This is a genomic window from Marseilla massiliensis, from assembly GCF_023336985.1.
GTDB lineage: Bacteria > Bacteroidota > Bacteroidia > Bacteroidales > Bacteroidaceae > Prevotella > Prevotella intestinigallinarum.
In genome coordinates this window covers 92,832-117,753 of sequence record NZ_JAMBLP010000003.1, presented here as the reverse complement: position 1 = coordinate 117,753, position 24,922 = coordinate 92,832, and the positions used below count along the sequence as shown (strand labels likewise).

At 45.2% G+C, this 24,922-nt stretch carries 23 protein-coding genes and 3 pseudogenes; 2 read left to right on the top strand and 24 right to left on the bottom strand.

The genetic code is table 11. The features are described 5' to 3' along the window. Positions 1–51: 51 nt before the first annotated feature. From M3089_RS03255 to M3089_RS03155, 22 genes and pseudogenes are all read right to left on the bottom strand, one after another. Complete coding sequence (locus M3089_RS03255; RefSeq protein WP_249081739.1) at positions 52–918, bottom strand: helix-turn-helix domain-containing protein; 867 nt, start codon at positions 916–918, stop codon at positions 52–54. Positions 919–1,095: 177 nt separating this feature from the next. Next, a complete protein-coding gene (locus M3089_RS03250) occupies positions 1,096–1,491 on the bottom strand; it encodes a sodium transporter (RefSeq protein WP_249081737.1) in 396 nt (131 codons plus the stop codon). Between the two features lie 1,074 nt (positions 1,492–2,565). Next, a pseudogene (locus M3089_RS03245) lies at positions 2,566–3,316 on the bottom strand (hypothetical protein). 40 nt (positions 3,317–3,356) lie between these two features. Continuing rightward, complete coding sequence (locus tag M3089_RS03240; RefSeq protein ID WP_007566582.1) at positions 3,357–3,824, bottom strand: hypothetical protein; 468 nt, start codon at positions 3,822–3,824, stop codon at positions 3,357–3,359. A gap of 71 nt (positions 3,825–3,895) precedes the next feature. Then, the gene (locus M3089_RS03235) at positions 3,896–4,477 is read right to left on the bottom strand and encodes a hypothetical protein (RefSeq protein WP_025893088.1); all 582 of its coding nucleotides are present in this window, start codon (positions 4,475–4,477) and stop codon (positions 3,896–3,898) included. Between the two features lie 153 nt (positions 4,478–4,630). Then, positions 4,631–5,125, bottom strand: coding sequence for a hypothetical protein (locus tag M3089_RS03230; RefSeq protein WP_087339423.1), 495 nt, complete (start codon positions 5,123–5,125; stop codon positions 4,631–4,633). A gap of 383 nt (positions 5,126–5,508) precedes the next feature. Then, positions 5,509–6,000, bottom strand: coding sequence for a hypothetical protein (locus M3089_RS03225; RefSeq protein WP_249081735.1), 492 nt, complete (start codon positions 5,998–6,000; stop codon positions 5,509–5,511). A gap of 124 nt (positions 6,001–6,124) precedes the next feature. Next, the gene (locus tag M3089_RS03220; protein ID WP_249081733.1) at positions 6,125–6,820 is read right to left on the bottom strand and encodes an Imm43 family immunity protein; all 696 of its coding nucleotides are present in this window, start codon (positions 6,818–6,820) and stop codon (positions 6,125–6,127) included. 73 nt (positions 6,821–6,893) lie between these two features. Continuing rightward, positions 6,894–7,241, bottom strand: a complete 348-nt coding sequence (locus M3089_RS03215; RefSeq protein WP_117674210.1) for a cyclopropane-fatty-acyl-phospholipid synthase — start codon at positions 7,239–7,241, stop codon at positions 6,894–6,896. Between the two features lie 109 nt (positions 7,242–7,350). Further along, positions 7,351–8,019 carry an SMI1/KNR4 family protein gene (locus M3089_RS03210; protein WP_249081732.1) on the bottom strand — a complete coding sequence of 223 codons (669 nt, stop codon included), beginning with the start codon at positions 8,017–8,019 and terminating at the stop codon, positions 7,351–7,353. An 86-nt stretch (positions 8,020–8,105) separates the two neighbouring features. Then, the gene (locus M3089_RS03205; RefSeq protein WP_249081731.1) at positions 8,106–8,690 is read right to left on the bottom strand and encodes a hypothetical protein; all 585 of its coding nucleotides are present in this window, start codon (positions 8,688–8,690) and stop codon (positions 8,106–8,108) included. Between the two features lie 565 nt (positions 8,691–9,255). Further along, complete coding sequence (locus M3089_RS03200) at positions 9,256–9,870, bottom strand: hypothetical protein (protein WP_249081730.1); 615 nt, start codon at positions 9,868–9,870, stop codon at positions 9,256–9,258. A gap of 84 nt (positions 9,871–9,954) precedes the next feature. Continuing rightward, positions 9,955–10,302, bottom strand: a complete 348-nt coding sequence (locus M3089_RS03195) for a cyclopropane-fatty-acyl-phospholipid synthase (protein WP_117674210.1) — start codon at positions 10,300–10,302, stop codon at positions 9,955–9,957. 145 nt (positions 10,303–10,447) lie between these two features. Further along, on the bottom strand, positions 10,448–11,554 hold the full coding sequence (locus M3089_RS03190) for a tyrosine-type recombinase/integrase (protein ID WP_249081729.1): 1,107 nt from the start codon (positions 11,552–11,554) through the stop codon (positions 10,448–10,450). A gap of 102 nt (positions 11,555–11,656) precedes the next feature. Further along, positions 11,657–12,274, bottom strand: coding sequence for a TetR/AcrR family transcriptional regulator (locus M3089_RS03185; RefSeq protein WP_249081728.1), 618 nt, complete (start codon positions 12,272–12,274; stop codon positions 11,657–11,659). Between the two features lie 210 nt (positions 12,275–12,484). Further along, positions 12,485–18,379 carry a helicase-related protein gene (locus M3089_RS03180; protein WP_249081726.1) on the bottom strand — a complete coding sequence of 1,965 codons (5,895 nt, stop codon included), beginning with the start codon at positions 18,377–18,379 and terminating at the stop codon, positions 12,485–12,487. Beyond that, positions 18,369–18,815 (bottom strand): DUF1896 domain-containing protein, encoded by a 447-nt coding sequence (locus M3089_RS03175; RefSeq protein WP_235352768.1) that lies wholly within the window; start codon positions 18,813–18,815, stop codon positions 18,369–18,371. Before M3089_RS03175 ends, M3089_RS03180 begins: the two co-directional genes overlap by 11 nt. Before the next feature lie 227 nt (positions 18,816–19,042). Further along, positions 19,043–21,133 (bottom strand): type IA DNA topoisomerase, encoded by a 2,091-nt coding sequence (locus M3089_RS03170; RefSeq protein ID WP_249081724.1) that lies wholly within the window; start codon positions 21,131–21,133, stop codon positions 19,043–19,045. A gap of 55 nt (positions 21,134–21,188) precedes the next feature. Continuing rightward, positions 21,189–21,599: pseudogene (locus M3089_RS15900) on the bottom strand (DUF3945 domain-containing protein); the annotation flags it as partial. Between the two features lie 56 nt (positions 21,600–21,655). Beyond that, positions 21,656–22,742, bottom strand: a pseudogene (locus tag M3089_RS03165) (DUF3945 domain-containing protein); the annotation flags it as partial. An 18-nt stretch (positions 22,743–22,760) separates the two neighbouring features. Next, a complete protein-coding gene (locus tag M3089_RS03160) occupies positions 22,761–23,111 on the bottom strand; it encodes a helix-turn-helix domain-containing protein (RefSeq protein ID WP_217770530.1) in 351 nt (116 codons plus the stop codon). Positions 23,112–23,113: 2 nt separating this feature from the next. Further along, positions 23,114–23,476 (bottom strand): helix-turn-helix domain-containing protein, encoded by a 363-nt coding sequence (locus M3089_RS03155; RefSeq protein ID WP_022233789.1) that lies wholly within the window; start codon positions 23,474–23,476, stop codon positions 23,114–23,116. A 206-nt stretch (positions 23,477–23,682) separates the two neighbouring features. Here M3089_RS03155 and M3089_RS03150 point away from each other — a divergent pair, with 206 nt between their 5' ends. Beyond that, positions 23,683–23,976: a helix-turn-helix domain-containing protein gene (locus M3089_RS03150; protein ID WP_022233788.1), complete on the top strand. Its 294-nt coding sequence runs from the start codon at positions 23,683–23,685 to the stop codon at positions 23,974–23,976. A 30-nt stretch (positions 23,977–24,006) separates the two neighbouring features. After that, entirely contained in the window at positions 24,007–24,309 is a 303-nt protein-coding gene (locus M3089_RS03145; RefSeq protein WP_109114889.1) for a helix-turn-helix domain-containing protein, read from the top strand. 67 nt (positions 24,310–24,376) lie between these two features. Here the strand turns inward: M3089_RS03145 and M3089_RS03140 are convergent, their stop codons facing one another. Both M3089_RS03140 and M3089_RS03135 read right to left on the bottom strand, forming a co-directional pair. Next, complete coding sequence (locus tag M3089_RS03140) at positions 24,377–24,739, bottom strand: hypothetical protein (protein ID WP_022233786.1); 363 nt, start codon at positions 24,737–24,739, stop codon at positions 24,377–24,379. A 12-nt stretch (positions 24,740–24,751) separates the two neighbouring features. Beyond that, positions 24,752–24,916, bottom strand: a complete 165-nt coding sequence (locus tag M3089_RS03135) for a hypothetical protein (protein ID WP_249081722.1) — start codon at positions 24,914–24,916, stop codon at positions 24,752–24,754. Between the last annotated feature and the right edge of the window lie 6 nt (positions 24,917–24,922).

The window sequence follows — 24,922 nt, the reverse complement described above, 5'->3', positions numbered from 1 at the left end:
AACCTTCCCGAAGGGATGTTCCAGATTCTGATAAAAATCAGTGCGCGTTTTTTATTGGTTCCAGAAATCCATCCTGCGCTTCTCCCATTTCTCATATCCTATGGCTTTCAGTTCGCACGGACTCATTCCGGTCTGCTTCTGGCAGAAGTCCGCAAAATTGCTTGCCGAGCCGAAGGCGTTGCGCTCGGCCACTTCCTTCAGCGGCAGTTCCACCCGGTATTCCATATCCTCCTCTATGCGCCTTATCCGCTCCCGGCGCAGCCACTCCGATGGCCCCGTGCCGTAGTATTTCCTGAACTTGCGCCGCATCAGCGAATAGCCCATGCCGCACAGTCCGGCAAGTTCTTCCGCCACAAATGTGCGGTGGCTGTAATGGTTCACTGTCATGCGGAATACCGCCTTGTCCAGTTCCGGCAGCCTGCTCTCGGCGTATGCCATATCCTTTTCCTCTATGCGGAAAGTCTTGCCATACAGCTTGTTGCGTCTTTCCCTGAAGAAATAGTCGCATACCCTGTTTGTCATCTCGTTCGTACGTGCATGGCCTTTCAGTGTATGCAGCACGTCGCATAGCACCAGCATTTCCCGTGTCCGGTATTTCCGTTCCCATGCATCCGTCAGTTCATTGCACATGTAGCAGATCACTTCATACTCGCGTGAGCGGCACAGCATGAGCATCCATGCCCTGAAATCCCTGTCCCTTGCCGACGGTGCTTCCTTATCCTTCCGCAGTGCGCTCACTGCCGCCAGCATCAGCTCCGTGTCATTGCCGTACTCCGCCAGCCGTATTCTCATCTTCGGCAGCGAGTACCGTTCCTTCACCGACTTCCGTATGCTCTCCGCCAGTTCTTCCATCCGTTCCCTGCACACTTTTGCCCTGTATGCCTCCGCAAGCACCGCTTCTGTAATTCTCAGCTTCATCTTTCTCTGTTTTAATGGTTTATAATGGTTTTCCGGCAAAAGTAGCGTGGAGTCGCTGGACTATTGTTCCAAATCCTGACAAAAATCAATGCACGGTTTCTATTCGGAATACATATATCATATTGTCTTATGGGCAAGACTGAATATCGGATATTTAATTTGCCCCGTAATCCGCAGTTATCTGAACTGATAAAGTAACAGCATCAGAATAAGCCCTACTGTTGGTACTATATAACTGAGGCTTAACACCGCCTTGTCAGAATATTTGGTATTGTATCTGTTGTTTTGATATTTTTCCAATAAAACGTTTATTCTTTTTTTGTTGTAATGTAGATATATGACAGGCCAGGGCAGAAAACAGCCGATTATCCCTATTATAATTCTTGTTCTACCGGATGTATAGGGTAAAAAGAAATCTCCCGTTAAGAGAAACGACAATATCAGCACAGCAAACAAATAAACCATTGTCACAACTTCTGCCAATACGCATGTTGCCCCAAAACGTGGGGATTCTTCCTTCTTGATGGAAATCAGATAATACCTGTAAAACAGGTAGTCAATAATCTTTTTCATAAGCTGTTGTTTCAAAATTTTGATTTATTTTTGTCAGTAATAATTTGGTGAGCAACAGTGTTCTGCTGTTGGTTTTACCATGTTAGCGGACTATTATCTCTGCATATATCTTGTCAGTTAAAAATCAATTTGCCTATTCCAACTCCAAGCAAGAGCAATAGTAGAGGAGAAATACATATTATCCATGTTGGGAGTATCTTGTTCCACTTGTTGCTTTTGTACTTCACAAGAATGGCAGCAGTCCTTTTACGGGTATATCGTAAAAACAACATGATAAAGCACATTCCCCCTAATCCAAGACTTATATACTGCCCTTGAGAGACAGTGAAGTTTTTCAATGAAAACCAGTGATCTGTCAGTACGCAGTTGAAAATTATACTGAAAAAGAGAAATATTACAAGTAAATTCATAGTCAGTAAAATACAGGCACTGAAACGTGGCGTCTCATTATGTTTTTTATAAATTAAATATAGCCTATAATACAAGTAATCAAAGAAATAGTATCTGTATTTCTTATCATCTCGTACCCAATTACTCCGTTCGGTATTACTTATCGTCTCTTTTCTTTTTTTCATTTTCAATATATTCTAAAATCACCCTTATATCTAATATATTAATATGAAATATTCTGTATAATTGAATAATACATAAAAATATGTCGCAAAAACAACTATTGTCAGTATTATGAATAATAAGTTTTTTTGCTGTTTACTTATCTCTCTATAAATGCTTCTTTCAGATCTAGCCTTTTTTTCTGACCAAAAAAGGAAGCCATTCAAACAATAAATAACTAATGATAATAATAAATGGGAATAGATATGACACAAGCCTTTTGTTATATTACAATCAAAAATAGAATATAAAACACTATTTATTATTGCAATTACCATATATACAGTCACGCTAAATAATCCAACTGCAGACTCTTTATTCAGATTTGGACTCTTACATATTGAATCATAAACAAAAAAAATTGTATAATACCAATACTTATACCAATTCATCGTTTTTTCTCATTTAATATTAATGGCTAAGCGTGGAACGCTGTAAGCGTTATCACGCTTTGTTATAAACTCAATTTACTTTGCATGATTGGCTTTTATTTACCCCACCATTCCTGTTCTTCCACTTCACGAGCCTTTTGTATCTCGTCCGTTGTCAGATTCTCATTGTGATAGGCATTATATAGATTTTCCCAACCATTCTTACGATATTTCGGTGATACAACCCATTCTCCTGCATCATTAAACAGGCAGAAGTTTGCTGGAGTATCTGGTATGATTTCATCTGCCCAGGAACAGACTTTTGTCAGCCCCTTTGCGGATTTCCACTTACCCCGATATTCAGATAAGTTCAATTTCAGTACTGATATTTCATTTAGTCCTTTCTCTATTTGTTGTCCTCTCATCCGATACCCTTGTTTGAAAGAACCGGAGAATGTACCGCAATATCGTTTATCTCCGTATTCCTCAAACGAGTAATGCCCGTATATGAAACCGTCCACTTCCGTATATTCACTTTTTATTATTTGAGAACAGGAAGAAATGCTATCTATACAAACCTTTCCCTTAAACGGACATATTACGGACAATCGGGTACGACTGATACCCATTATCTCATATTCTCTACTATCCATTTTCCGAGCATCGGTAATATGAATGTCAATTCGGCTACAATCTTCTCCTAATATGCCAATCATGCTTGAATTGTCAAACAAGCCAGAAAGGTCTTGCTGCAAAATATCCGCTTTGTGATTTTGTGGATAGGCTACTCCACAAAACCAAAAGAATAAAAAGATACTGATATGGTATATTTTCTGTTTCATATTTTGCATTACTGTTTATAATGGTTAGAAAGGAGCATCGTTAGATGCTATCTTTCGTTGTTACTAACTTATTTATAAATCTCAATCCGGTGAATAAACACCCAATCCCCAAAAGAGGATAAATAATGCCGCATAAAACTGCGAGCATATTCAATCCTCCTTCATCTCCCGTGAAGCCGTCTAAGTTGACAGCTTGCAATATGAAGTTTGTAATTTGCCAATCTAATAGACTTTGGTCTATACAGATAAAGGCAAGCCACAAAATGACAGAGCAACATTCCAAGCCCAGCAATAACATTATCACTTTTGGGTGCATTGCATATAGTTTATAGACCTTGTAGATTACAGTTACATCTGTAATAATAAGTAAACCTAAAAAACAATACTCCATAATGCCATATATCCTGAACAGACGACCAAAACCTAAGCCACCACAAAATAATGTTATGACTATCAATAAAGCACTGAAAGCAGTCAATGATACTATGGATTGGACAGTTTTATTCATCGTACTATTGTTAGTAATGATTTGGTGAGGAACAGCCTTAAGCTGTTATCTCGACCTTGTTATAAACTGAATTACATAGGTGCTTCTTTTTCGTATATCGGGTAAACAATAAGCGTGTCTTTAGTTACAACTTGCCCATTTTCATTTCGTTTCAAGAGCACATTTCCTGTAAATGTCATGTTATCAATCTTAAATTCTTTTATTTCATAATCCAACTGGTTTAACTCACTATAAGAGTCAGAGCTGTCAAAAAGCCCTACATATTTCTCTAAGATTCCACTTTTTTTATATATACTTTTTTGTTCGTAATAATCACGTCCTCCATATCTATATTGACGGATTATATATTGATTGTTTTCAGCTACAGCAGTGTCAAAGTTGAATAGGAACCACCATAATGGAGGAAAAATGACGAATGGAAATATATATACTCCAAAATAAATGCGCATACAGACTTTGCTCCATGTAGGTAGTTTTTTAGGAACACAGAACATCAGGACGAAAGGAGTAAGGAAAAACAATAACCGAAGAATATCACCAATATTCCAGCGTAACCGGTCACAATTACCTATTAAATTCAAAGTTATCAATCCTATTATTCCAGATAATAGATGAATACAGAGAATGATATAAAAGAATTTGGATTTCGTCATATTTCAATCAATACTGTTTATAATGGTTTAGCGGGGAACGCTGTAAGCGTTATCACGCTTCGTTACCGATATTTTTTACTTATTTTGATATTATAAAATTTCGATGAAGAAATGAGATAAAGCAATTTACCCACCTTCTTTGATAGCCTATAATTACCATTGTTCATATTTTCTTCTACTTACTAATTTACCGTTTTTTATGTCCTCAAACCTTTCTTCAAGCAATGGGATAAAAGCAACGGCATTAAAATCAAGAAAGCGGTCTTTATATTTTAAAATAACCTCTTTGAAATATAGGAATATATCATCACAAAGTGCTTTTCTCGTCTCATCTTCAGATAAATCATCGTATTTATCTATTGTAAGCATTTGATCTATTATAAGTTTATCATCTTTTTTTAGGTATCTGTAAAATGATTTTAAATTGCCACCTTCTATATTTTCTGAAAGGAAAAATCTAAGAATTGCGCCAATTGTAATATGGCTGTATTGGGGATCAAGAGTAGTTAGTTTGGTCGAATTTGATTCTTGCCAATCAAAATCGTTTAGGCCATCTATAATATAGTCTAAAATTTTTTGATTTTTAAATGCTTTTTCGGGTGTTCTTCCTCCTTGTGATTGAAACGTAATTTGTAAAAATAGTCCCATGATGAAATTAATTTATTTGTTATTATCGGTAATGGTTCAGCAGGGAACGGCTTGCCGTTACCCTGCGTTGTTAGTGATATTTTTACCATAATTCTTCTGCGGAGAAATCACCTAAGAAGAAATATAGCAGCATAATGATACTGAACAAAATATACATGCCTATCGAAAAGCATACTATCAATATTATTTTCTTTCCGATACTGTACTTTTTTTTCCTAAACAAGAATAGCGAGAGTAAAATCGCTATGAGTATAATAGTTATTGCACATACAATCATATACCTATATATTTTGAATTTGTAAATTATGCTGTTATCACTAATGGTTCAGCAGGGAACGGCTTGCCGTTATCCTGCGTTGTTAGCGAAATATTCTTTCTGTTATTTACTTTGTCAAAATGAAACTAAAGTAGCAGCAGGCTATCGCCACGCCGTAAGATAGTACATACCAGATGAACAGTTTCCAGAACTTCTGCTTCCTGAACTTCTTGAAGTAGGAAATGTATTTGTCGTTCCTTTCTACCAACCTGTCAATCATCAAATATGATAAAGACCCGCACAGAATAATATAAACAATAAGCGCAACTAACTCATTTTCAAACATCAGATTATATACCGGTATATGCGTTATCGCCTCTATCATGTTGAGCACTATATGCAGGATGATAAAGACAAAAAGCAAGGTTGCTCCGTATGTGCCACTTAGGACATTATAAACTGGGAAGCCCTTGCATTTTTCCCACATTATACTGTTATGTGCCCGTTTAACCCCATCTACAAACTTCCAGTACCTGTCGCTTTTGCAGAATTTCCGGGTGCACGCATTGTCGTATATAGAAAGGAACAGATAGTCCAAACTGCTGCGTGTCTTATACATAATCATATAATTACAATAGTATAGCATATTCATAAACAATTCTATTCGTTTCATTTTGACATGTTTTCGCTAATGGTTTGGTGAGCAACAGCGTTAAGCTGTTATCTCGACCTTGTTAACGATTTTATTTCACAATCATAAATTCATTTCCATATGGATAAAATTTTTCATCTATCCATAGTTTGGAGTAGTCTGATAATTTGTAAATTTCAGGTTTATACAGATTTAATACCTTATCCAAAACTCTTTCTCGGAATATTATACCATCTTTATATTCTATACTATTCAAAACAAAGAAATTCTGTTTGATTGAATTGTCTTTCAGTTTCATATCAGGATATACTGTAAAACAAGTACCTCGTTCTTTCTGTAGGTCACTTTGATATGTTATGCCTTTTCCGAAATGAAAAGAATCGTTGTCAAAATGATTTATACGTAAAGCGTAGTATTTTTTATCTGTTAGAGATTCGTTCTTCTTGTTTACGACCTTGACGGTTGCAATATCATATTTATCAACGAACCCATTTTCTTGAAGTAAAGACAAAAACTCTTCCGACACGATTTTGAGTTCTATACTGCTTTTATCAAGAAAATCAAATTGCAGGATTCCCGGTTTCTTGTTGCATACAAGGTATAAGACGGGAGGTAAATTCTCGCGCCATCCATCCTTGTTTTTCCACATCCATTGCCCGTGGTTTTGAAATTTTTGTCTTTTACTTTCATCGTAAGTATCACAGACATCAGATCTACCATACTCCAATAATCCTTTAGGCAGTTTATCAATCCCATAGTTCCAAATATAGAGTTCTTCTGTATTCATAATTATTATCGTTAATGGTTTGGTGAGGAACAGCCTTAAGCTGTTATCTCGACCTTGTTAGCGTTAAACATATTTAGAGATTTTCAAACTCTACCATTTTTTTCTCAAGAAAAGAAATATCTCTAATAGCTTTTTCTGGATTTCTACTTCGATCTATTTTTCTTATCCAAGGAACAATTCCAAAACTATAGAATTTTCTTCCTTCCGCTGTTAAATCACTATGCTTTATCCCAGTTTCATCATTTACAGAATCACCATCGTTTAGAATAATTCTAGTAGTGAATTTATGGTTTTGCAAGAATCTTATCATTATTTCAAAGCGTAAATAAACCCTTTGAATATACTCTTCCGTTAATGGTGGAGTAGATTTCATTTGCGTTATCCATCCAACTTTTGTTATTATAAAATCTTCTGGTTCCATATTCTTATGCAGAGTCTTATGATTGTTTGCATTATCTCTTTTATCATATTCAACGCTAATGGTTTGGAAAGGAACTCCGTTCAGGGGTTATCTTTCCTTGTTAGTAGCGTCATTCCATTTTGTACATTTTTTTCTCCCAACCTTTTAATTCTTGAAGAACTGGTTTGGGATTTTGCAATATCTGATTAAGAAATTCTACAAAATTAGGTGCTAATACTTCCTTTTCAGGTGTTTCGTAATCAAAGAGTACAACTTCACCTTCTTTATTCTCATTGTCTGTCAATTTAAGAGCTATCACACCATAATCAGAATATCGACCTATCGCAAAATACCCTTTATCAAGAATTTCCTCTTGCAGTTCCTTGTTATTTTCAATCAGGATTTTATTCCATGAATGGATAGGCTTTGGATATAGACAAACATCTAAATCCCAAAATATTTCATAAAAGTGCTTGTATTTCAGATAATTCTTATATGAAAGCGGAAGAATAATATTCAAAATACTCTCTAATTGAGAAATATCCTCGTCTGAAATTTGATTATCTATCGCTTTCCATACATGGTCTTTTTCTGTAATAATGTCCACCATATAATTTGTATGTTCCGGTTGGGTAACATATATCTTGACTGATTTTCCTTGAAGTATGGCATTATCCAGTGAATCCCGCATTTCAGACTCTATGGGTTCTTCATAAGAAGAAACATACATAAGGTATTCTCTATGCTCTTGCACAAAGCCCAAACATTCATCTACATATTTCTTTATTATTTCTTCCATATTCTTATTTTGTTTTCAGTTCGCTACTAATGGTTTGCAGCTTGCCGCCGTTAGGTGGCACAGGTGCTTGTTAGGCGATTTTTTAATCACAATTTACCAAACTCATACTTTTTAGGATTATGAATTGAATTAACAAGCAAAGAGGCACTTTGGGCAATACTGCTATTCGGTGATTTTGTCAAATTCTCAAACAATGAAATATGTTGTTGGATTAAATCCATTATACTTATCTGCATAAAATTTCGGTCTATGGATTTGAATGTTTTTATATAATCAGCATCCATTATTCCATCAAAATTTTCGTCAAATAATTTTGACTTAATTTTCTCATATTTCATCAGATTACCTTTAGTTGGTTTATAATTGGTTGAATGATCAACCTGTACATTAAAATTTGCAGCTTCAAAAAGTTCATTTATGTTTTGTAATAATATGGCTTGATTCGATTTGCCTTCCATCAGCAAACAGATATAGAATTTCAATCCCCAAGGGGTAATCCTATATAGCGTTTCCTGACATTCAAGTCTATCTATCACATATTGATAATCCGACACTTCAGCAAGATTGTTGAACATCTTTATAAAGATACCTTTTAAGCCGGTTGAATTAGTTTCATATACCGTAGCAAATCTATTCCACGGAAAATTGTTCATGCACTTTAAGAAATCCATAATATTTATATTTTAATTTTTTGCGCCTAATGGTTTGGTGAGAAACAGCGTTAGCTGTTATCTCAACCTTGTTATGAACTTATTTTATTATAAAAGATTAATATGGCATATAAAATTTATCTGCCATAAACAGCAATACAATTAGAATAATAAACGGTAATATTAAAAATAGAATAGCCCATATATTGGAATATTTTTTATACGATTCGTCCTCTCGAATTTTCAAATACCGTCGTTTATAATGATAATAAATATACAGAATAATCCATACAAGAGGAAAGGCAAGCAGAAAAAGTGGTCCCGAATTAACACTTGTAGCTGCCCAATATATCAAAGCTATATCTACTCCGTAAAACATAATTACAATACTTAACACATCTGGGACATGCCAAGAATCTGAATGTCGGATTAAGTATTCTGTCTTATACCATAAATATCCTAATATTCTATGTATCATATATTGCTACTGTTCATAATGGTTCAGCAGGGAACGGCTTGCCGTTATCCTGCTTCGTTAACATCATATTTTATTCTCACTCCAGTGTACCATATCAATACACCATAATCACAAGGTCTTACATATTTCATTTGTTTGTTGTTCAATATATTTATGTGCATATTTTGTCAATTCTTTATTTTTAGGAAAGTTCTTTATTAGCATTTCTGCTTCTTGTGAAAATCCCTTTATTTTCCGTTTATATAAAGCATATAGCAATTGGAATGCTATACGTGGGGTACTCCAAAAATCTTTTTTCTCAATGGCTATTTGTTTTAAGTTATCATCCATTTTAAGAATATAAAGCAAGTAAATAAATCCGCTTCTCCCTTGTTTGTATTTTTCGGTGTTGATAACATCTAATATAAACTTTCGGATATTGCTTGATTTTTTATTCTTCTTGTTTTTTTGTAAATGGGCGTCTATGCTTAATGCAATATCAGTAATTTCAGCTTCAAACTCTATGTCATATCCTTCATAGATGTTTTCAGGCTCTTTCAAATTGTCATAAGCATAATCTACCGCTTTTTGTACCATATCAACAACCTGCGTATCTTGACAATCAGAACTATTGAATCTTAATTCTTTTTTAAGACAGATGTAGTCGTTTCTATTTTTTATATTTCCATATCTAATTAGGGGCTGAGAATTTTCTTTTATACTCAAATTATCAATCGTTTTCATATATGGTACACTGCTTTTGATGTTAATGGTTTGGTGAGGAACAGCCTTAAGCTGTTATCTCGACCTTGTTAGCGTTAAACATATTTAGAGATTTTCAAACTCTACCATTTTTTTCTCAAGAAAAGAAATATCTCTAATAGCTTTTTCTGGATTTCTACTTCGATCTATTTTTCTTATCCAAGGAACAATTCCAAAACTATAGAATTTTCTTCCTTCCGCTGTTAAATCACTATGCTTTATCCCAGTTTCATCATTTACAGAATCACCATCGTTTAGAATAATTCTAGTAGTGAATTTATGGTTTTGCAAGAATCTTATCATTATTTCAAAGCGTAAATAAACCCTTTGAATATACTCTTCCGTTAATGGTGGAGTAGATTTCATTTGCGTTATCCATCCAACTTTTGTTATTATAAAATCTTCTGGTTCCATATTCTTATGCAGAGTCTTATGATTGTTTGCATTATCTCTTTTATCATATTCAACGCTAATTTATTTATAAATGCACCTTTAGGTGTAGGATATTTCGATAGCCGACACCCGGCAGGTGTGTTTCCTGATCTCTAATAGCTGCACCCTATGAATCATCCAGTGAATCAAGCGGATTGGGTATGCTTGACTTGTGTGCGCTCGTCACATGAAGATAGATTGAGGTTGTCTTGATGTCATTATGACCCAGCAGTTCCTGTATGGTTCTCAGGTCTGTTCCTTGCTCCAGCAGGTGGGTGGCAAACGAATGGCGAAGCATGTGTACATGTACCCGGTGCTTGATTCCGGCACGGCTGGCGGCTTCTTTCAGTATCTTTACCAGCGCACTTGCGGAATACTGTTCTCCGGGTGTCTCTCCCTCGAACAGCCATTTCTGCGGACGGTACTCCTTGAAATATTCCCTCAGATCCTTCAGCAGCTTTTCCGACAGCAGCGAATACCGGCATTTCCGTCCTTTGCCCATGATACGCACAAGCATCCTTTCGCTTATGATGTCCTTCGGGGTGAGGTTCAGCAGCTCGCTCCGCCGTAATCCGGCTGAGTATATCAATGAAATCATGCAGCGGTGCTTCCGGTTCGACAGGCACGCGAGGATACGGGCCACCTCATTACGGCTCAGCACTTCGGGCAGTGACTTGTATTCCTTCGCGCGGGTAATGCCGCCATAGTATTGGCGCTGTCCGCCCTTTACCTGCTCGTAGTAGAACTTGATGGCGTTGATGCGCATGTTCTGCTGCGATACCGATATTTTCTTTTCGTTTACAAGATAGAGGATATATTTGTTGATGTCAGCCACTTTCAGGCGGTCGATGTTGCGGCCTTTATGGTATTCCATAAAGTCGCTAAAATAGGCACGATAGGTTTTTATGGTCGATGGGCTGTACCGTTTCCGCTCCAACAGCTCAAGATAGCCTTCCGGCAGTGTGTATTCCCTTTTGGGTTTGGGATGCCTTACATAAACCCTGCTGTAGTCAATATAGGCGTGCGGGGAGTAGCGGTCGTAGAAATCGGGCAGGCTGAATCCCTCTGCATCCAAATGGGCTGAGCCTGTGCTGTCAGTCTGCACATTGCTGTCCACGGCCAGCAGTTCGGCAATTCTCCGGCTGCCCGCATAATCTATCCTTATGCAGTGTCTGCCGTCCCTTTCCTCTGGATACAGGACGATCTGTTCGCGTGGCAGGCATTTCTGTTCCATATCTTTGGAGTTTGCTTCATTGTCCCCAAAGATAAGAGAAAAAAATCATCTTTTGAACGGTTGTTCAAAAATATTTTTGTTAATCTTACAAAAAAGCGGAAATCAGGCCTTTAGCATCGAGTAAAGGTACTCGAAATTCGCTTCTAATGTGTTCACATTCAGTCCGTCAAAAAATGACTCCTCATACGACATTCCCATAAATGTCTGACGGAACAGGGCGGCTGTCTTCTCCACATCCGTATCCTTCCTTATCTCTCCGATGTCAATTGCATGCCGTATCACTTTCTTCCACATTTCATATTCCTGACGGAAGATGCCTTCCATCTTTTCCCTCACTCCGGGATAATACATCCGCACCTGAAAAAGGAAATGGAAATAGTAGAAGTTCGGACAGCATTCGTTTTCCACCTCGCCGCCGCTCCTGACGACTTCCAGAATTCTTTCCATGGCATTCCTTACCCCTTCTACATACTGCCTGATGAATCCGGCAAGCGTATCGGCCGGTTCCGCAAACTTCTTTGCAGGTGTCTGCAGGTTGATGGCATACTTGTCTGCCACGGCTACAAACAGGTCCAGCTTATGCGGAAAATAATATACGACCCCTGTCTTGACCACTCCGCAGGCTTTTGCCAGTGTACTGATGCTTGCTTTTTCGTAGTTCATTCTCAGGAATACCCTGAATGCTTTGTCTATCACCTCTTCCCGGTTGTTTATTATCATTTCTTACGGCTTTTTTGGTTTGTTCTTCAGTAAGTTAATAGCAATGTGCGAAGATAGTCATTTATTCACTATATGCCAATGTTATCCCGACGCTTTGTCTGCCTTTCTGTGTATTTTCCTTTCATACGGGACCTCCTTGAAAAAAGTACGGGCGGCCGCCTCGCTTCATGCAAAGGCAGTCGCCCGTGGTCATTACCGGACAATGCGGAACTACAGCTTCATGCCCTTCGGTTCCGTCAGCCCCGGTCTTCCGATAACCAGATGGCTGCGCACGAAGTCCGCGTGCGGGCTTTCCGGCTGCTGTTCCGTCTGTTTCTTCTCGCTGCCTTGCCGGTTCTCTTCCGTGCTTTCCGGCGTCGGCGGAGCCAGCTCCAGCTGTATCTTGCGGTCAAGTGCGGCGAGTTCTGATTTAAGCTGTTTCAGCTCGTCCTCCTTCTTCCATGTCTTTCCGGCTATCTCCTGCAACTGCGGGATTTCACGCTCCAGCGTGGCGATCTTTTCCTTGTACTGGTCGATGATGCCCGGTATCCTTTCCAGTGCGTTCAGGAAATTCGTGGCGGCGGCATGTGTGTCAGCCATTGCCAGATGCCCGTTGTTGTAGGTGTACTTGTAATTGCCTTCTATGACAAAGCGGTTGTCGATAAACTCCAGACCTTCTTTGAGCGTCCTTTCGCTGACCACCTTGATGGGGAAGCCGTACAGTTCGCCCACACGCTTGTACTGTCCGCCGGTCGTGGCGTTCTTCGCTATCTCCTGCAGACGTTTGCCGATGGATTTTTCATCCGTCTGTTCCAGTCCGTCCACCCGTATCGGATTCAGGCGGTTGCCGTCCTTGTCGGTCTGTGCCGCTGCCGTAAACTTATCCCAGTCTTCCTTCATTCCTTTGGCTTTCTCTGCATAGTCGGATAATGCAGCGGTTTTGGATTCAAGTTTCCGTTCGGTTTCGCGTCTGCCCTTGTTGAACGATTTGCGTTCACCCTCCAGCGAGGCAATCTTCTTCTCCAGCTTCGCCTTGTCCAGCAGGTCGGTGTTTCCCGACAGTATCGCCATGTATTCCGAAAAATTCATGCCCGATTTCTCGTCCATTGCTCCCTCGTCTATGGTTCTCGCGCCCATCGCACCGCTCTTCAGCTGACTGATGAACGTCTGCTTGCAGTGCAGCAGGTTGAACTTGTACGAGTCCAGTGATTTTTCCACCGCATAGATGATGACATCCACATTGTTGCCGGCAAAATGCTTGGCGATCTCGTTTCCCGCACGCACGCCACGCCCGTCACGCTGTGCAAGGTCGGACGGGCGCCACGGTGTGTCAAGATGATGGATGGCCACACATCGTTTCTGTGCGTTCACACCCGTACCCAGCATACTCGTCGATCCGAACAGTACACGCACCGAACCTTCATTCATGGCGGCAATCACCGCCTTGCGTGCCTTTTCCGTCTTGCACTCCTGTATGAACCGGATTTCCTGTGCCGGTATGCCGTGGTCCTCCACTAATTTGCGCTTGATTTCGCTGTACACGTTCCAGCCTTCTCCCGTCTGGTATGTTCCCAGATCCGAAAACACGAACTGCGTTCCTTTCTGTGCTTCATACCTGTGGTAGTATTCCGCTATCATCCTTGCGCAGTGGCTCGCCTTGTTGTCCGGGTGGTCTTCATATTCCGGGTCTATCATGCGCATGTCCAGTGCCATCTTCCTTGCGTAGTCCGTGGCGATGAGCATCTTCGCCTTTTCCTCCGTTTCCGACAGTTTTCCGCGTCCCAGCAGTGTGGCATCGCCCGTCTTGGCAAATTCCATCAGCTGTTTGATGAAATATTCCTGGTCGGGCGTGGGCGGTATGTTGTGCAGTATCTCGTTCTTGTGCGGACGGTCCACGCCCACATCCTCCGCCGTGCGGTAGTCCGTTATCTCGTTGTAGAACGCCGCCAGCTCCGGCACCTTGATGAAGTAGCGGAAGCGTTCCTTCTGCACGATGTTGTTCGTCACATTGAACTCGAAATCCGTCGTCTTCTTGGCAAAGATTGCCGCCCATGCGTCAAAGCATCGTATGTCCTGCCTTTCCAGCTCCTTCGGGCGCAGGTACTTGAAAAGCAGGTACAGCTCCGTCAGCGAGTTGCTGATGGTCGTGCCCGACAGAAACGTCGCTCCCAGATCTTTTCCCGTCCGCTCCTGAATGGTGCGGATGGCAAACAGCAGGTTCAGTGCCTTCTGGCTGCCTTCCGAGTTTCCCAGCCCCGCCACACGGTCATGTCTTGTGTTGAACGTCAGGTTCTTGAACTGGTGCGATTCGTCTATGAAAATATGGTCGATGCCCATCTGCCTGAAGTCCACCACATCGTCCGTCCTCGACTTTATCGCGTGTTCCACCTTCTCCAGCTTGGCTTGCAGGTTGAACTTGCGTTTCTCCAGTCCCTTCAGCATCGCACGCGACACGTCCTTGCCCTGCGAGCGCAGCACTTCCAGATTTTCCTCCACCGTATCCAGCTCTGCCTGCAGGATGCGTTGTTGCAGTTCCGGCGACTGCGGGATTTTTCCGAACTGGTCGTGCGACATGATGATGCAGTCATAGTCATTGTTCTTGATGTTGTTGAAGAACCGAACGCGGTTAGCGGCTGAAAAGTCCTTTTCCGAGGCATACAGGATACGTGCGTTCGGATAGGCCGTCTGATAGGTCGCCGCAATTTCGGAGACATTCGCCTTCAGTCCGATAATCATCGGTTTGTGGGCAAGCCGGAGACGTTTCATTTCATGTGCTGCGATGCACATGATCAGCGTCTTGCCGGTTCCCACCTCATGGTCGCAGATGCCGCCTCCGTTCTGTTTCAGCATCCAGACACAATCCTTCTGCGATGGGTAGATGCTTTTCACACCCCGGCTTTCCAGCCCCTTCATGTTCAGGTCGGGAAATGTCTGGTGCGAGCCGTCATATTTCGGTCGAACGAAGCAGTTGAACTTCCGGTTATACATGGTCGTCAGACGCTCCTTGAACTGTGGCGACTGTTCCTCCAGCCACTCAGTAAAGCCGTTACGGATTTCGTCAATCTTTGCGTTGGCGAGTTGGATGCCCTCACTGTCGCGTGCCTTGATGTCGTTTCCGTTCTCGTCCTCGCCGACCTTCTTCATCATGTCGGGGCAGGTGTTGTGCAGAGCGTGTTTCAGCAGACTCATGCCGTCATAGTTCCGGTAATAGCCCTTTACACAGAACTCCTCCCATATTTTCATGTTCTTGTAGGCACATGCCACCGAAAACTCGTCAAGGCTCGGCGAATAGGAGATTTTCACTTCCGTGTCAAACAGATGGCTCATGTAGGCGGCATAGATGCCTGTCGGAATCCATCGCTCGCCGAAATTGAAGTCCAGTTCCTCAAAACCGATACGCTGCGGCGTGGCGGCTTTCAGGGCTTCAAGAGACTGCCCCGCATCCGCAAGCCGCTCATGTCCGGGATGGTCGTTAATCCATTCTTCCACACGCTCCGCCTTCTCTATCACGTTTCCGGCAATGAAACGGTCCTTAATCTCATAGCCCGAAACAAGCGGGTTGTAATAGATACGTCCCTGCAGGGCTCCGAGCAGTTCCTCTTCCGTGCTGTCGGTAATGGCACGCATGAAGTCGAGGTCTATGCCGCCATATCTGTTGAGCGAGGCGGACAGGGCTTCTTCGGGCGACCCGGCATTGACATATGTTTCCACCGAAAAGGAAACGGGACGCTCGAAAATGTCCGCCTTCACGAATTTCCCCTCTTCGGCACGTTCCAGTGCAAGGACGTCACGCCCGGAGGCATCCATCATCAGAAGTTTTGCATTCTGTCTGGCGTTCAGGTTACCGTAACGCATCACGAACTCGTCATAGGACACGTTCAGGTATTCACGCTGACGGCTGTCCTCCGTCCGGTTTTCCGCCTCATTCCGGTACAGGCGTTCATAGGCGTCACGGATGGATATATACAGCAGGGCCTTTTCCTTCTGGTAGCCTTTCAGGTCAAGCGGGTGGAAGGTGGCTCCATAGGGGGTGATGTCCCTCAGATACCCGACGGTGGTCCCTTCCGCCACCATTGAGCCGTCACGGTGATAGGCTTCCACCGTCCCGCTGTACGGGTGCGGTGTCAGGTCGGCAGCTTCCTCCTTGGCAGGTTCCGTATCATATTCCGGGAACAGCGAAGCGGAAGTCGTTCCCGTCTGTCCGGACTGTACGGACGGATTCTCAGCCGTAGCGGTCATACCTTCCGGCAATGGGCTTTCATCTTCCGGTGCCTGTTCTGACCCGTGTGTCATGTCAGCCTGCTGCACCGGCCGGGAATCCGACGATGGCACAAACGCCGGGTCGAGGGTGTCCTTCATGCCGGACTTCGCAAGCAGTTCCTGTCTGTGTTTCTCCGCCTCATGCCTGAGCTGAATACGCACTTCGGGGGTAAGGTGCATCATGGTTTCGTAAAAACCGTTGATGGGCGGGTTTTCCTCCCAGTCTATATCCGCATATATGTCGTCCGGATGGGCTTGGGCTGCCGTTTCTTTGGATTCTGCATCTTCCGCTTTCACATCTTCCGCCTTTTCGTCTTCAGTCTCCGTTTGCGGGGAAACGGCAGATGCAGCCGCCGGTTTATCCGTAACCTTCGGCGTAACCTGTGCCTGCTTCTTGCCGTTCTTTTCCTTTGACTTGGCTGCGGACTTTTTCTTTTTGCCCGAAAGGGCCTGATTGCGTTCCTCTTCCGTATATTCCCACAGGTCAAAGAGTGTCAGCTGCACGGTTGGAGCCTGTTCCGGTTCATGCGTCCCGGTCTCCTGTCTTTCCGTAACCGGCTGTGCCTTTTCTTCTGTCGCTGCATCCCTGTTCTCCGGTTGCTGCCGGACGGGGTCAGGTTCGGGAACTGACCTTTCCGCCTTCACTGTTTCAGTTTCCGGCATGGAGATGCTCATGGCGGATTGTACGGTCTGTTCCGCTGCTGTCCTGCGTCCATGATAAAGTTCCATGTCCAGACGTTTGCGCAAGTCCTCCGCAAGCATCCTGCCCAGGTCTGTCGCGATACCTTCCACACCTCCGCTGTGCGTATATATCATGGCGGGCTTTCCGTACGGGTCGGTACCCCTCTTCGCATCGGTATGTACGATACGTTCCGTGTGGTAGGCAAAATAGGCGTTCTCCGTCAGTCCGCCGTTATGTTCCGTCTGTATGATGGTCAGTACCCTCTCTTCCTGTGTCAGTTCTTTCTTTTGCAGGTCTTTTTGCAGGATGATCAGGTCGCTGCCGGCTTCCGTGCCCGCATTGTCGGTAAACAGGTTGTTGGGCAGTCGGATTGCCGATACCAGATTCGCCTTGCTGAACATCTCGTTCCTGACGGATACCTTCGAGCTGTTCAATACCCCCTGCGAGGTGATGAACGCCACGATGCCGCCGTCACGCACCGCATCCAGACCTTTCAGGAAGAAATAGTCATGGATGGCTTTCTGTGCCGAACGTCTGCCAAAGGATGCGCTGCGGCTGAACTCCGCATCGAACACTCCGAAATCCCCGAAAGGGATATTGGAGATGGCAAGGTCAAAATGGTTCAGAAACGGCTTTTCGATTTTCTCGAAACCCATCGTGCGGATTTTCTGTTCCGGGTAAAGACAGCCCAGCAGCTTGCCCGTCAGCAGGTCCTTCTCGAAAGCCATCACATCCGCCTGCGGCTGGTATTGCAGCACCGCATCCACAAAAGCACCCGTCCCGGCGGACGGTTCCAGTACGCGGTCGGGACGCACCTTGCGGTCATACAGGGCTTCCGCTATTGCACCCGTAACCTCCGCCGGCGTATAGAAGGCTGTCAATACCGATGATTTCAGCGAGTCCACATAACTTTTGTATTCCCTTTCATCCCGGCTGTTCTCACGGATCAGCCGGTGCAGTTCGATGGTCGGGGCAAACAGGTCGAGGTCAGATTTCGCCCAATGGACGGCATCCGTCAGTTCTCTGGCGGGATTCAGTATGCACTTCAGTCCCCCGAAGCCGCAATACCTTTCCAGCAGCACACGTTCACGCGCGGTGGGCGTGCGCTGTTCCTTCTCCAGTGTGAATGCCGTCCGTATCGCCTCGATGTTGTCGCGCAGTTTCTGCTTGCGGTTAAATGCCATACTCCCTCAGGTAAAGGACGACGGCTCCCGTCAGCTCCGTATAGAGCAGGTCATAGTCGGACGACAGGGCGAACTGGTCGTCTGACAGGTCGTAAATGGAGAATATGTTGCCCACAAGCGGCAGCAGTTTCTCTACGAAGCCCTCACGCGCGTCTTCCGGAATCTCTTCATGAAACTCGCTTTCCACGACTTCACGCAGGATGGCGTATCGGGAATAGTGCAGGCCGTGGACGAGTGCGGACATGGCAATCTCCTGCGCACCGTCGGGAGTGTACCCCTCAAGCCTTGCACGCTCATAGGCTTCTGCGGCTTCATCGGCACGCGCCTTCACGAAGGCGGCATCGGAAGCCTGTTCAAACTTGTTTTCCTTGAGATAGTTCAGCAGATACAGACCGTAATAGGAAAGTTCGGTCTGTTCAAGATTCTTCTTGTTCATTTTTACAATGGATTTAGTGATTTGACAAATGGCCGGATATACGGGGAAGGGGAAGAAAAAGGCACCCGGTATCCCTCCGAGTGCCACCACTAAATCCAAAGTCTTGATCAGTATGATGATTTATGAACCTTGAATCAGTGGCAAAGGTAGTCCAATCCGGATGAAATACGAAATAAATTCCGCTGATAATTTATCCGAAAGGCGGATTACCTCTTACTTCCCATTCCTCACTTTCTCTTTTTGGCGGATGCCGCACCGTCCTTTCTTTCCGGAAAGACAAAACCGGTGTTGAAGTCGGCATCAAAGACCAGGGCGGCATCGAAACGCTTGCCCTGCTTGTTCTTGAATCCCTTCAGGACACCCGTCTTTCCCTTTGTCAGCAGTTCCCTGATTTCATCGTCGGTAAGCATCCTGTTGGCTTTCAGCCTGAATATGGGCAGGCCGCATTCCGTGTTGTCGCATCGTACCACCTTGCCGAAGAACTGCATCCTGCCCGTTCCGCACTTGGGACACGTGCAGCCGGAATCCTTTTTCCCGAACAGCTTTTCGCACGACAGCAGTTCGGAGGTGATGGACGTCGCATATTCCTCAATCTCCTTGCGGAACTTTCCGGCAGGTACCTCTCCGCGTTCGATGCACGCCAGTTCCTTTTCCCATTCGCCGGTCATGGCTACGTCGGCAATGCGCATGGTCTTGACAATGGAATAGAGGGCAAGCCCTTTTTCTGTGGGCACAAGGCATTTCTTCTGCCTTGTCACATATTCGCGGGCAAAGAGCGTTTCAATGACGGAGGCACGGGTGGCGGGGGTTCCGATACCGCAGTCCTTCAGTGCCTGACGCAGTTCCTCGTCTTCGATTTCCCTGCCGGCCGTTTCCATCGCCGAGAGCAGGGTGGCTTCCGTATGGAGAGGCTTGGGCTTGGTCTTTCCTTCGGTCATGGAACAGCCGCTGAGGTGCAGCAGTTCCCCTTCTTTCCAGTCCGGAAGTATCGTCTCTTCCTGTTCTTCCTTGCAGACGGCACGCCATCCGGCCTGTTTCACTACATGACCTTTGGCTGAGAATACCACACCGGAACATTCCACCGTGACGGCTGTCACGTCCTTCACGCATTTTTCCGAAAAGGCTTCTATCATGCGTCCCACTATCAGATGGTACACCTTGCTTTCATCTTCGGAGAGGAACAGGGGCTTTTCTCCCGTAACCAGCAGTGCGTGATGATCTGTCACCTTGCTGTCATCAACACTTCTTCGGGTAGGCTCCGGCTTTTGCGGGATTTTGTCGCTCCATTGTGAGAGCCTGCCGATGAAAGCCAGCAGTTTCGGTATTTCCGCAAAGACATCTTCCGGGATGTATCGGCTGCCGGTTCGGGGATAGGTGACGAGTTTCTTCTCATAAAGTTTCTGCGTGATGTCGAGTGTCTGCTCTGCCGTGAACCCGTACTTCGTGTTCGCATCCTTCTGGAGTGTGGTCAGGTCATACAGAAGCGGTGTTTCTTCGATTTTCTCTTTTCGTTCGACTTTCACGACAGTAGCCGTGTTGCTCTCCTTTACATTATTATATAGGGCTGTTGCGGTTGCCTTGTCCTTCCATTTCTCCACCGACGGCATTTTCACGACTCCGTCACTGTCCTGTACCTTTGCCGAGATATGCAGCTGCCAGAAGGCTTCGGGGGTGAAACGGCGGTTTTCCCAATAACGTTCACAGATCATCGCCAGTGTCGGCGTCTGGACACGTCCCACCGAGTAGGTTCCGCGTCCGGCTGCGATGGACAGTGCCTGCGTTCCGTTTATCCCCACCAGCCAGTCGGCTTCACTTCGGGCTTTGGCGGCATGGTAAAGGTTGTCATACCTGCTTCCGTCTTCAAGATGTTTCAGTCCCTCACGGATAGCCTTGTCCGTCAGGCTGCTTATCCACAGACGCACGAACGGGACCGTACAGCCGATATAATGATAGAGGTATCGGAATATCAGCTCACCTTCGCGGCCGGCATCGGTCGCCACAATAATCTGCTCGCTGTCCTTGAACAGTCTGGTGATGATTTTTATCTGGGCGACCACGCTGCTGTCCGCCTTGTATCCTTTTTCCGTCCTTACCTGTCGGGGAACAAGCGTGAAGGTTTCGGGAATGATGGGCAGATTGCTGCGTACAAAGCCGTGCAGGTTGTATTCTTCCGGCATGGCGGGCTGGACAAGATGTCCGAATGCCCATGTCACATTATAACCGTTTCCGGTCAGATAACCTTCCTCTCGCTTGCCTGCACCCACGATGCGGGCGATTTCACGTGCCACACTGGGCTTTTCTGCTATGATTGTTTTCATACTGATTTGTTTTGATTCTGTTTTTTATGTTTTTGGATTTAGTGGTGTGCGGGGACTATACCTTCATGCCTTTGTTTTTCTTGGGCTTTTCCTGCTGCTGCTTCTGTGCGTCATCCTTCGGGGCTGACTGTCCCTGCTGCAGCGGCTCCTTGATGTTCTTGGTCGCCTCGTTCGTCTTGCCCTCGCTGTTCACGGCCACCTGTGTCCGGCTTTCGTTCGACGGGGCGACTTTCTGGGCATTGTCCGGATTTTCATCGTAGCGGTACGGGCGTCCCTTTTCCGGATTGAACTTGACATACATGATGGCGTGCTGCCCCTGCTTGTCCGTCACGTTCTCCAGTCTGATGGTCTTGCCTGCCTTGTAGTCCGCCTGCTGCTGTTCCGTCAGGGGCTTGCCGCACCATTTGGTGATGCCGCGGATGCTGCCGTCCTCGTTCGTCCATGTGTTCCTTTTCTGCTGCTTCGCATCCTGCTTTTCAGCGTCGTTCATGTCCGGTTCCAGTTCCGGCAGTTCCGTGTTGTCCTGTTTCTGTACGGTACGCGGGGACTTTCCGGTGCCCGGCACGAACTCGACACCGCGCTGTTCCACATTCACCTGCAGGGTCGTTACGAACTTCCTTCCGTCATTGCGTTCCACCAGCTTGTCTTTTACCGGCAGCCCCGCACGGAGCATTTCCTGCTCCTGTTTGGTGATTTCCGTCTTTCCGATTCTTTCCGGTATGCGTACCTTGCTGGCAGGGACATCGGTGATTTCGTTCGTCTTGCGGTCAATGCTGATGTACGAGGGGATAATCTCTCCGGTTTCCTTGTCCACAAGGTCAATCACACGCCCCATGTTGCCGGTAGCCTTCAGGTTCCTTTTGTCGTATTCCGAGAACTTGTGTCCTTTGTATTCGTCAAGTTTCTGTTCCTTGCGGATGAAATGCGGTACAAGACCGATGCTGCCGTCCTCGTTTTTCCTGAATGACAGGCGGGCATCCAGTTCAAAGGTTTCCTCCCCGAACTTTGGGGACACTTTCACCAGATCCGACTTGCCGTAGTTGAGCATCTTCTGCAGGTCACCGGACTTTTCAAGCTCCTCACGGTCGATGCCCCATTTCTCTTTCAGTTCCTGCCAGTTGATTGAACTCTCGTCAATGGGCTGGTAGCCTTGTCGGGTCTGAGGCTTTTCCTGCGTTTTTTCCTGTTTCTGTTCCATGTTTTCCTGTTTTTGGGTTTCACCCTGTTCCTCTTTCTTTTCCGTTTTCTCTTCTTCCGCCTGCATCTGATAGGGGAATGTGTCCACCTTGTGCGGGGCAAGGATGTCCTTGTTCTGATAGGGATGCTGCAGCAGGTCCTTCATCACTCCCAGAAGTGAATCCACCTGATCCGCCGCTATGCGGTAGAAACCGAAGCGGCTGGGTTCCTTGCATTGCCGGAAGAAGTTTTTGAAAAAGTTGTCGAGCATGTCGCCATGCTTGTCGAACAGTAGAAAATCCTTTGCGTTGTCCAGCCTTGCCGGAGTCCGCTTGGGCGAGCCGTCCGCATTAAGGCCGGCTACCACGCTGATTTCGCCCGTCTTTTCGTCACGGACTATCAGCACGTCCTTTTCGTCGCTTTTCTTTGCCATTTGAATAATTTTTAATTGTTATTTATTAAAGAAATTATGGATACGAGCCTTGTAGAACTCGACATCGTCCTTCTGGAAATCCTTTACGTGTTCCGACAGGAATTTCAGCACGTCATCTTCGCTGTAATAGGTCTTCTTGCCCAGTATCTTGTAGGGCAAGGCTCCCGTGCTGCGGTAACGTTGCAGTGACCGTTTGCTTATCTGGAGCAGCAGGCACAGGTCCTGGTTGTCAAAGAGCCGTATCCTGTCCGGCGTGTGTTCCCGTTTTTCCGGTGCTTTCAGGGCAAGCAGCATCTCGTCCTGACGTTCAAGCCTTTCAAGGATGGTTTCCATCCACTGCTCAAACAGTTTCTTTGTCAGCAGTTCCATGTTCATGTCCTCCTTCCTTTCGGCTGCCTGCCGTTTCCGGTGGGCAGTCTGCTGTTATGGTGCAGTTCTTCGAGTGTCCTGCCGTCCTCCCGGATGGTATGGGAGTCAAGAATCCTCCGGATTTCCGAGAGCCTGTACTGGCATTTGCGCCGCAGGACCACGTATCTGATACGGTGATCATCCCTCATGCGCTGCAAGGTCCGCTTGCTTACGCCCAGTTCTCTGGCGGCTTCATTCGTGTCGAGAAGCCTGTCCGTATTTTCACGTTTCATCGCCTCCCTGATTTCACGGACATAGCCGGCCACTTCTGCTATCTGTTCCATCATTGCCTTGTATGCGGAACTTTCCATCGTTATCACTTTCATGTTCTGTCTTTTTTTCTTGTTCCTGCGGCAAAGTTCAGCAATAAACAAAAGGGGCTTTAACAACTCACTACGTGGCTCACGTGAGATTTTTTTGAGAAATGGCTCCGTTACCCGGACAAACGGCGCAACAAGTTGCCAGTTAGCGGAATATGGAATCTTTTTCCGCCTGCGTCGTTACCTTTGCACGGAACTAAAATCAAATTCTTATGGAAACGGTATCTATTGAGAAAAAGACCTTCGAGGAACTGATGGCGCAGTGGGACGCCTTTGTGGAAAAAGTGACCGCCTTGCAGCGCAAGGGGGACGGGAAACGCCTTGCCCGTTGGCTCACGGGCGACGAAGTGTGTAACCGGTTACGGATAAGCCAGCGCACCTTGCAGAAACTGCGTGACAAGGGATTTATCGGCTATTCACAGATCGGGCACAAGTTCTTCTACAAGCCGGAAGAGGTCAAGCGGCTGATTCCGCTTGTAGGCATAATCCACCCCGGCGGCAAATAACCGAATATTCACCACTAAATCCGAAGTAACATGAACGAGAACAATGAAATCATCACGATGGAAGACGAAAAGGTCGCTTCCATATTGCAGAAAATGAAAAAAAGCTCCAGATGGCTCAGCGGGTTTCTGGAGAGTTACCGCCCGCCGCTTGACGGTGAGGTGTACCTGACGGACAAGGAAGTGGCAGACCTTTTACGGGTAAGCCGCCGTACTCTTCAGGAATACCGTAACGAACGGCTGCTGCCTTATATCATTTTAGGCGGAAAGGCACTGTATCCCGAATCGGGACTGCGTGAGGTACTGGAAGCGAACTATCGGAAGCCTTTCAGATAACCTCAGAAAAAGCAAGAACGGACAACCGAATGACGGTTGTCCGTTCTTGCTTGCGTTTGTTCCGTTCTCAGCAATGTCCTCCTTTGGCTATCGGCACAAACAGCATATAGGTATCCTTCTGCTCTTTGGCGTACGCTTTCCGTAAAAGCCACGAACGGAACACATGGGTATAATAGGTATTCAGGCGGAACGCTATCGGTATAATGATTTCAAGGGAATAGACATCGGCATTCAGACCGTTTTCCAGCCGGACATACCGGCACACCTCAAAGTCATTCAGCACGTCCGTTTTCAGGATTGCCCGGATAGCCGCATTTACCGCTGTTGTTGTCACATTGAACAGTTCTCCGATTTCCCATGCCGTCATCCATACATCGTTACCGGTTACGGTTACCGATTTTCCTTCTATGGTAATGATATTTCGTTTCATGATTCTTCTTTTTTAGATGTTGCATCCTTTGAACTCTTCTATGCTGCCAAGACGTGCGACAAGATTTTCCATATCCTGATTGAGCTTTTCTTTTGTAATCTGTAGGCTCGGCTGTCGGCGCCATGCCACCTTACGGTGGTAGGTTTCCGACAGCCTGCCTCCGAACCGTACGTACACGTCTCC